Source organism: Clostridium sp. (assembly GCF_032552055.1).
Classification (GTDB): Bacteria; Bacillota; Clostridia; order Clostridiales; family Clostridiaceae; genus Clostridium.
This window is the reverse complement of the sequence record NZ_JAWGSV010000300.1, coordinates 1-3,576: the sequence shown is the minus strand read 5'-3', so window position 1 is coordinate 3,576 and position 3,576 is coordinate 1. Positions and strand designations below refer to the sequence as shown.

General features: G+C 23.4%; 6 protein-coding genes and 1 pseudogene. All 7 read left to right on the top strand.

What is annotated here, in order from left to right; all coding sequences use genetic code 11:
• A pseudogene (locus tag E6248_RS14510) lies at positions 1-239 on the top strand (prepilin-type cleavage/methylation domain-containing protein); the annotation flags it as partial.
• Positions 230-661, top strand: a complete 432-nt coding sequence (locus E6248_RS14505; RefSeq protein ID WP_316341495.1) for a hypothetical protein — start codon at positions 230-232, stop codon at positions 659-661. The pseudogene E6248_RS14510 and the gene E6248_RS14505, both read left to right, overlap by 10 nt.
• Before the next feature lie 3 nt (positions 662-664).
• A complete protein-coding gene (locus tag E6248_RS14500; RefSeq protein ID WP_316341494.1) occupies positions 665-1,306 on the top strand; it encodes a hypothetical protein in 642 nt (213 codons plus the stop codon).
• Positions 1,284-1,694 (top strand): hypothetical protein, encoded by a 411-nt coding sequence (locus E6248_RS14495; protein ID WP_316341493.1) that lies wholly within the window; start codon positions 1,284-1,286, stop codon positions 1,692-1,694. Before E6248_RS14500 ends, E6248_RS14495 begins: the two co-directional genes overlap by 23 nt.
• On the top strand, positions 1,687-2,052 hold the full coding sequence (locus tag E6248_RS14490; protein ID WP_316341492.1) for a hypothetical protein: 366 nt from the start codon (positions 1,687-1,689) through the stop codon (positions 2,050-2,052). Before E6248_RS14495 ends, E6248_RS14490 begins: the two co-directional genes overlap by 8 nt.
• Positions 2,053-2,214: 162 nt before the next feature.
• A complete protein-coding gene (gene efp / locus E6248_RS14485; RefSeq protein ID WP_136005476.1) occupies positions 2,215-2,772 on the top strand; it encodes an elongation factor P in 558 nt (185 codons plus the stop codon).
• A 308-nt stretch (positions 2,773-3,080) separates the two neighbouring features.
• Positions 3,081-3,449, top strand: coding sequence for a CD1247 N-terminal domain-containing protein (locus E6248_RS14480; RefSeq protein ID WP_316341491.1), 369 nt, complete (start codon positions 3,081-3,083; stop codon positions 3,447-3,449).
• Positions 3,450-3,576: the final 127 nt, after the last annotated feature.

Below are 3,576 nucleotides of genomic sequence, written 5' to 3'. Positions count from 1 at the left end.
ATACTATAGGTGATGAAATAATAATTAAATATAAAATTGATCATTTTAAAGAAGGTATTGTTGAGAAAAAGATTATGTTAAGTAAAGATAAGATAGTGATAATTACAAATGGATACTTAGGTAATGGAACTAATATACTTATGAGAAATGTATCAAATTTTGAGGTATATAAAAAAGAAAATATAAATTATTTAAAAATTACTAATAAAAAAGGTGAAGAAAGAATAATATGCATCTAAAAGTTACTAAAAAGAAAAAAGGTTTTTCCTTAGTAGAAACAATAATTATATTTATGATAATAATTGTAATATCAAACATATCATTAAAATTTATTTTAAATATACATTTAAGATCCAATGAATATCGTACTTATTCTGATAAAAAATCCTTAAGTATTGAAGAGGAAGAGTATTTAGAGACTCTTAATATAAAAATAAAGAGAAATTCTGATTCCTTAAATAATTTAGTTGGTTTAAGTAAAGAAATATCTAATAGCAATTCAAATTTTAAAAGTTATGCTTTAGAAAAAATAAATAACAAATACTACATTACTAAGGTAAAAGGTAGCTCTAAAATGTATATAGGTTTAGATGAAATTAATGATAAAGAATATAAATTCTTGCCATCAACTTATAAAACTCAATATATTTACGGAGGTTAGATAATGATTAGTAATATTGGAATATATGAAGACACCTATATTTATAAAGGTAATGAATATAATAGAAATAATTATAGTGAGCTTTTAGATAATATATCAAGAAAAAGGAGAATTATATTTTTATCTCAAATACTTTTAATTAAGAAATATGGGTTTAATTCTAGTAATAAAGGAATAGGAGATTTTATTGGAAAAAAGATAAATGAAGATTTTTCTGATAAAGATAACTTCTTATTTAGTTATGAATACAATAAGAAGGATAATCTTGCCTATTTATATTCAATTAGAAATAATAATTTGATTTCATTAACTAATGACTCCACGGAGCTAACTATAGAACCTATACAATTTTATATAAAGAACAAAGTAATAAGGGAAATTAAGAATTCAAAGGATTCTAATATATTATTTAGAATAAACAATATATTCCATGTTTTATCCTTAGAAAAGGGATATATAATTAATTCTGTTATTGCTAATAATGAAGAGGAAGTTTGTAAAATTATCAGTTTAATAAATGATGAGAAATTATTAATAATAGATAAAAGCGTAAATATAGAATCTCTAGTGGATCAAGTAAAAAGATTTAAGATGAAAAATATTGATTTAGTTGAGGGCATATATGAAAAGATATATAGAAAATAAAAACTTTATTCCAATTGAATATGTTATGGAAAAGAAAAGTAAGGAAAAGAAAGATAGTAAGATATTGATTTTATTATTAATAATACTTAATTTTTTACTATTGCCAAAATCAATTGATACTATTGAAAATTATCTTAGTAATAATGATTCAATAGAAGTTATTAGTAATGATGTAGAGGTGAAAAATAGCAAGCAAGAGAAAATTATTGATGTTTTAGATTATTTAAATGAAGATATTAAAACTTTTAATTTTAGCAATAATGATGGAACTATAGAGACTGAAAATAAAAATACTATTTTTTATATAGAAGAGGAAACAGATTTTAAAATTAATTCTATAAGGAAAGTTAATGATAAAACTTATTTAGTTGAGGTTGTTTATGAATAAAAAAATAATTATATATCTAATAATAGCATTACTTACTGGAGTACAATGTATTTTTATGTTTCTTAATAATAATTTAGATGAAATACATAAAAATGACGCATTAGAAACTAGTATAACAGAAGAGAAAAATGCAAAATATATAAAAGAAATAGAAAATGATTTTAGGAGCATTAAAAATCTAGAGGTAATTAGTTATAATAATTCAAATAATGAGTGGAAAATTAAAGCTGAAATTAAAGGGAGCAAAGAAGAAGTTCAAGATGCATTGAAGCAATTATATGTTTATAATATTGAAAATTATAGCTTGAAATATATTGATAATAAAATTTCTCTAGAATTAGATTTAGTAAGCAATTAAATATAATTAATATAAATTAGGATAAGTTTATATAAAGAATTGCATTTATTTGTGAATTTTGATAAAATATTTTTGTTATGTCGTAAACAAAGTTATTGTTATGAATATTTAGGTTGATAAGAGATAACTAAATATGGAATAAAGTTTTTGGAGGGATATTTAATGATATCAGCAGGAGATTTAAGAAAAGGTACTACATTCGAGTATGAAGGACAAGTTTTTACAGTAATAGACTTCTTACATGTTAAGCCAGGAAAAGGTGCAGCATTCGTAAGAACTAAATTAAGAAACGTAATTTCTGGTGGTGTTACTGATACAACTTTTAACCCAACTACAAAATTACAAGAAGCTGTAATTGAAAGAAAAGAAATGCAATACCTTTATTCAGATGGGGAATTATACTACTTCATGGATCAAGAAACTTTTGAACAAATTCCACTAAACTATGAGAAAGTTGAAGATGCAATTAAGTTTATTAAGGAAAATATGTTTGCTGTAATTAAATTCTACAAAGGTGATGCTTTTTCAGTTGAAGCTCCAAACTTCGTTGAATTATTAATTACTCAAGCTGATCCAGGGATAAAAGGAAACACAGCTACAAATGCAATGAAGCCTGCTACATTAGAAACAGGAGCAGTTGTTAATGTTCCTATGTTTGTTAATGAAGGAGATGTAATAAGAGTAGATACTAGAACTGGAGAGTACATGGAAAGAGTTTAATCTTACATAATGAGATAAATTCTTAATATTTAAAGGGTGGAAGTAAAATACTTCCACCTATTTTATATTAAAAAATATAGTTTTAACATAGATGGTGCTACAGCACAATGGAAAATTAAGAATGAACAATGAAAAATTAATGAAAAAACTCCCGAAGGAGTTTTGAAAAGAAACTAATTTTATTAATTCGTAAGAATTACATCAGTAATTATTCATTTTTAATTTTTAATTCTTAATTTAGGCTGTTTGTTAGACAGCCCTTTAGGTTATAATTAGATAGAATAGTTCTATTTTAAGGATGTGAAAAAATGAATGATTTAAAAAGTAAAATTGAATTATTAAAAAAGGAAGTATCTAGTATTGAATATGACAAAAATAAAGAGGTTTTCGATGGTATCCTATCTTTAATAGACATATTATCAGAAGAAGTAAGAATTCTATCTGATAAACAAGAATCACTAGAAGAAAATTTTAAATACATTGATGAAGATATTATAGGGTTACAAGATGAGCTTTTCGAAGAGGTATCCATTGAAGATTTAATGGAAATGGAAGAAGAGTATGTAGAAATAAAATGTAATAACTGTCATAAACCTTTATTTATAGAAGGAGATACTATTAATAATAGTGGTATTATACCTTGTCCTTTCTGTAATGAAAATGCCATAGAAAAATAACAATTAATAATTAACAACTTAAGAAGTAATTTGTTATAAATTACTAAAATACTTTTAGAGCTGTCACTTTTAAGAAAAGTTTGTAAGTGATGGCCCTTTTTTATTTTATAAATATTGATAATAAGTT

What these genes read in the sequence shown, in the direction of transcription:
- E6248_RS14490 (WP_316341492.1), top strand. Translation starts at nt 1,687, where the DNA reads ATGAATAAAAAAATAATTATATATCTAATAATAGCATTACTTACTGGA.
- E6248_RS14500 (WP_316341494.1), top strand. Translation starts at nt 665, where the DNA reads ATGATTAGTAATATTGGAATATATGAAGACACCTATATTTATAAAGGT.
- efp (WP_136005476.1), top strand. Translation starts at nt 2,215, where the DNA reads ATGATATCAGCAGGAGATTTAAGAAAAGGTACTACATTCGAGTATGAA.
- E6248_RS14480 (WP_316341491.1), top strand. Translation starts at nt 3,081, where the DNA reads ATGAATGATTTAAAAAGTAAAATTGAATTATTAAAAAAGGAAGTATCT.
- E6248_RS14505 (WP_316341495.1), top strand. Translation starts at nt 230, where the DNA reads ATGCATCTAAAAGTTACTAAAAAGAAAAAAGGTTTTTCCTTAGTAGAA.
- E6248_RS14495 (WP_316341493.1), top strand. Translation starts at nt 1,284, where the DNA reads ATGAAAAGATATATAGAAAATAAAAACTTTATTCCAATTGAATATGTT.